This window comes from Pontibacter sp. HJ8 (assembly GCF_054824225.1).
In genome coordinates this window covers 1-3509 of record NZ_JSYF01000642.1, presented here as the reverse complement: position 1 = coordinate 3509, position 3509 = coordinate 1, and the positions used below count along the sequence as shown (strand labels likewise).

The following is a 3509-nucleotide window of genomic DNA, read 5'->3' as shown; positions in this document are numbered from 1 at the left end:
TATATATGACTGTAATGCTTCTGCAATAGCTTCTACATCTGCTTCTGCATATGCTTCGACAATAGCTTCTGCAACTGCTTCTGCATCCGCTCCTGCATTCTTTGCAGAAGCAGTTGCGTACGATTCCGCCACTTCCTCCTCCTGTTCCACGATGGTGATCCGGTTGCAGGTGTACTGGTTCTTGCTCTTCTCTACCCAGATAATGAAACCGCTGTCATGGAGAAACTGAAGCGCGTTTTTATAGGTCCGCCAGTCGGTAACGCCCAGGCACTCCATGGATTTCTCGGTCTGGATGTCGATGATTTTCTTCCATCCGCAGGCGTTCCCGCGCTCGATGATCCAGAAGTAAAGGGAGGTATGGACAGGCTTGGCCTCTACATGTTCATAAGCAAATGAGAACCATTTGCGGGACAATATAAACGTATTCATGCGCAGGTAATGACGTTAAGGGTGCTGCAATGTCTCCTGTAATAGGGTATTGTTGTTAGGGATAGGATATGCTGTTACCGGGAATTCAGCATCTGGTCGGCATAGAAGAAGCGCCACTGTACCAAGCGCCGGATATGGCTCTCATATACCTGTGCCTGGTATGCCTCCTGCGCAGCTTTCCACTGCCGGGCATACCCCCTTACCTCCTGCCGGAAGCCCTCCGGCACCTGCCCTTCACTGTCATCCGTCCATTCGCAGGTGGCCTCACTGAAGAAGTACTGCACAAGCCGGCTGTGTTCATGCCCGCTGAAATGAGCTAAAACAGAGTGTGGCCTGGCAGGTGCTTTGGAATACTCCACGGTGAACCAATCGGGTACTGCCGGCGCGTGTGCGGCATAGTAGTCACGCAGGCTCATGCCCACAGAATAAGTTTCCTCTGTGATGAAAGGGAAGGCAGCGCCACCCGTGTTCGTATTGTTTTTGTTCATGGCTAAGTTGTATTAAAATCGCTGTACATGCTTTGTTATAAGACACAGAATTAGCGGAAACTGACTCTGTTATCCTCGCGGTTCTTGTAGCTGTTAATATGTTTCAGGCAAGATGAAAGTGATTATTCATTTTCTACTCTCATGTGCGGTACTTCGCCGGTAAGCTGCTCCGAAGCCGGTTCCCCTTGCGAGGGGTCATCCAGTTCGTGGGAGTATACCCGAAGAGGAGGAGTAGGTGCTTTCGGGCTTTTAAAGTGGAGCGGCTGGGCATATAGGATAGCCTGATCCTTACGGAGGTATAGATCATAGTCTTCCATTGACTCTTCTATATCGGCGTCTATGCCTGCAGCGTCCGACGTCAGTTGCTCCAGCTCTGGCTGGGACAGTATACCGCTGGGGCCTACATAGCTGTCATGGTGAAGCACGTAGAGCAGGTCCAGCGGCATGACGTACATTGTGGCGTTGCCGTGCTCGTCGAGGGCCTCCAGTTGGATGTTCACCTGGCTATCGAGCACCTTATCCGGCAGCGTTAGCGACTTTTCAATCAGTTGTCTGAGTGTAAGCATGTTTTAGGTTTTAAAAGATGAAGGGCTATTAAGCGCCCCGGTTAAAACTGACCCCTAGCTGCAGCAGGACACTTTCCAGCGTGGCCCGCTGGCTGTCTTCCAGGACGTACTCCAGGGATACATAGGCAAAGCAGATGGCGCTGATCAGCTCCTGCTTCTCCTGAGGGGTTAGGGTAATGGTGTTACCTAACGGGATGAGCCTGGCAGCACCATTACCTTCGTGAATTATTCGGTTATTCATGCGGCAGGAGTATTTTGATTTTGCCTTTGCATCTCTGCTTCACGCTGCCTTTCCATTTTCTTCAAAGTCTTTAGGATAAGCCGCAATTGGATAAAGTAAAAGTTACACTCCCGTAGATAACTTTCAGTTAAATCTGCTCCTTCCCTTGCTAAGTACTCGGTGTGTATTGTTATTAAGTAGTCCTCTACCTGCTCCACATGGTTCTCATCAACACCGAACATATGACTGACAGCCTGTTCTGCTGTTAACTCTCTTGGTTTGCTCTGATAGTTATTTGTTATAATCTCCATAATATCAAATTGCTTAAATTGAATAGATACACTTTAGAAAAGCGGATTAGTCCTGCTCCAGATCAACAAAGCCGGCTCCTTTCAGAATGGCATTGCGCATCATGCGCAGTGAACACAGGAGCTCCACATAATAAAGCCCGTTGTATTCACCATCTTTGAGAAAGTACTCAGTCAGGTACAGGATACTTTCATCAAGGGCTTTAGCCATCCCAGCGGGGTACTTTTCATTGATAGCAGCAAGTACAGGAGCGACATCAAAGGTGCCATGTGCGGTGTCAGACATCGGGTATAAAGCTGAAAGAGAATCGTTAGACATAACCTCCTGTTTTACATCATTTTCCATAATTAAATTGATTTAAGAGTAGTGTTAGTTATATTTAAAGTCTATATAACCGCCTCCCTTGAGTATCGCATTGCGTAGCTCACGAAGGAGAAAAATATGCGCACCGCTTTCGTTATAGCCGGCGCCATGATCTAGGTAATGCTGCCCCAATTCGAACATTATTTCATCCAGTGCTTTACCCAGGCCTAGAGCGCCTCTACAACCAAGAATTTCTAAAATGGGGGCTACATCAAAGGTGCCGCCAGCAGTATAGGGATTGACGAATACTGTTGATGTGACTTCATTGGACTGTTCCTGGACAGCCTGTATTTTAGTTGCTTCCATGATTACTTATTGTTCAAAGTCTATAATCCCTGCACCTTTCAGGATAGCGTCACGCACAACACGCATATTGTAAAGCATATTAGCATAGTGTAGTCCGCTACGATTCTCATCTAGAGTTAGGTATTCTGCAAGGAGGTTGTAGCTATCGTTAAGGGATTTTGCCATCGCGGCAGGGGAGTCATCCTCTAGCAGGGCTTCTACCAATGGCGCTATATCAAAAGTGCCTGAGTCAGTGTGCCGGCAGGAAAAAAGAGTGGACGGCGGATTGCTCGTCAGAGCCTGAACGCCCTGTGTTATGAGGTCTTTCATGATACTGTTTGAGTATAGTTTTTATAAGAATTTATTGAGCAAGTTTTGTTCGGGGAGCTAGTCCGTTATGAACAGGACAACCCACGGGCTGTGGTGGAGTAAGACTTCCTCAGGTGCGCATTGCGCCTTCCCTCACCTTGTCAAGAAGCTCCGGCAGTTTACAGCTCCAGGAGCCCCGAGGGGCTTTATGTTTAGCCATGTTCTATAGTTTACGGGTTAAAAATCAGGCAAAGCGATTCCTGCCACCCTTTTCACAGGGGGTATGGACACCATGGCCTTATATCTAAATTCTAGGGTATATACTACAGGGTGACCTGTAACAAATTCTTAGTAATGGAACCGGCGATAATTCTTATGCCGACTGTTTGAACACTACACGGACCCCAACATAGTTTCGGGCAATCCAGTCGAGCAGGTCCTGGTAATAAATGCGGTAATCACGGTCATTGATGCGGTAGGCCGGCAACCGGAGCGGGTCATCCTCCGGGCGGTGGATGTTCCGCAGGATCGTATCCTTGC

General features: G+C 48.1%; 8 protein-coding genes. All 8 read right to left on the bottom strand.

From position 1 onward, the window contains the following. The coding region (locus tag OB13_RS20545; RefSeq protein ID WP_461492055.1) for a hypothetical protein at positions 1–429 on the bottom strand (429 nt) is incomplete at its 3' end. Positions 430–503: 74 nt separating this feature from the next. After that, positions 504–917, bottom strand: a complete 414-nt coding sequence (locus OB13_RS20540; RefSeq protein ID WP_461492054.1) for a hypothetical protein — start codon at positions 915–917, stop codon at positions 504–506. Positions 918–1039: 122 nt separating this feature from the next. After that, the gene (locus OB13_RS20535; RefSeq protein ID WP_461492053.1) at positions 1040–1483 is read right to left on the bottom strand and encodes a hypothetical protein; all 444 of its coding nucleotides are present in this window, start codon (positions 1481–1483) and stop codon (positions 1040–1042) included. A 28-nt stretch (positions 1484–1511) separates the two neighbouring features. Beyond that, positions 1512–1724, bottom strand: coding sequence for a hypothetical protein (locus tag OB13_RS20530; RefSeq protein WP_461492052.1), 213 nt, complete (start codon positions 1722–1724; stop codon positions 1512–1514). Then, the gene (locus OB13_RS20525; protein WP_461492051.1) at positions 1721–2014 is read right to left on the bottom strand and encodes a hypothetical protein; all 294 of its coding nucleotides are present in this window, start codon (positions 2012–2014) and stop codon (positions 1721–1723) included. The genes OB13_RS20530 and OB13_RS20525 overlap by 4 nt, the downstream gene beginning before the upstream one ends. 46 nt (positions 2015–2060) lie before the next feature. Next, positions 2061–2330, bottom strand: a complete 270-nt coding sequence (locus OB13_RS20520; RefSeq protein WP_461492050.1) for a hypothetical protein — start codon at positions 2328–2330, stop codon at positions 2061–2063. A 51-nt stretch (positions 2331–2381) separates the two neighbouring features. Next, positions 2382–2681 (bottom strand): hypothetical protein, encoded by a 300-nt coding sequence (locus tag OB13_RS20515; protein ID WP_461492049.1) that lies wholly within the window; start codon positions 2679–2681, stop codon positions 2382–2384. A 6-nt stretch (positions 2682–2687) separates the two neighbouring features. Continuing rightward, complete coding sequence (locus OB13_RS20510) at positions 2688–2990, bottom strand: hypothetical protein (protein ID WP_461492048.1); 303 nt, start codon at positions 2988–2990, stop codon at positions 2688–2690. Positions 2991–3509: the final 519 nt, after the last annotated feature.

What these genes read in the sequence shown, in the direction of transcription:
- OB13_RS20540 (WP_461492054.1), bottom strand. Translation starts at nt 917, where the DNA reads ATGAACAAAAACAATACGAACACGGGTGGCGCTGCCTTCCCTTTCATC.
- OB13_RS20535 (WP_461492053.1), bottom strand. Translation starts at nt 1,483, where the DNA reads ATGCTTACACTCAGACAACTGATTGAAAAGTCGCTAACGCTGCCGGAT.
- OB13_RS20530 (WP_461492052.1), bottom strand. Translation starts at nt 1,724, where the DNA reads ATGAATAACCGAATAATTCACGAAGGTAATGGTGCTGCCAGGCTCATC.
- OB13_RS20525 (WP_461492051.1), bottom strand. Translation starts at nt 2,014, where the DNA reads ATGGAGATTATAACAAATAACTATCAGAGCAAACCAAGAGAGTTAACA.
- OB13_RS20520 (WP_461492050.1), bottom strand. Translation starts at nt 2,330, where the DNA reads ATGTCTAACGATTCTCTTTCAGCTTTATACCCGATGTCTGACACCGCA.
- OB13_RS20515 (WP_461492049.1), bottom strand. Translation starts at nt 2,681, where the DNA reads ATGGAAGCAACTAAAATACAGGCTGTCCAGGAACAGTCCAATGAAGTC.
- OB13_RS20510 (WP_461492048.1), bottom strand. Translation starts at nt 2,990, where the DNA reads ATGAAAGACCTCATAACACAGGGCGTTCAGGCTCTGACGAGCAATCCG.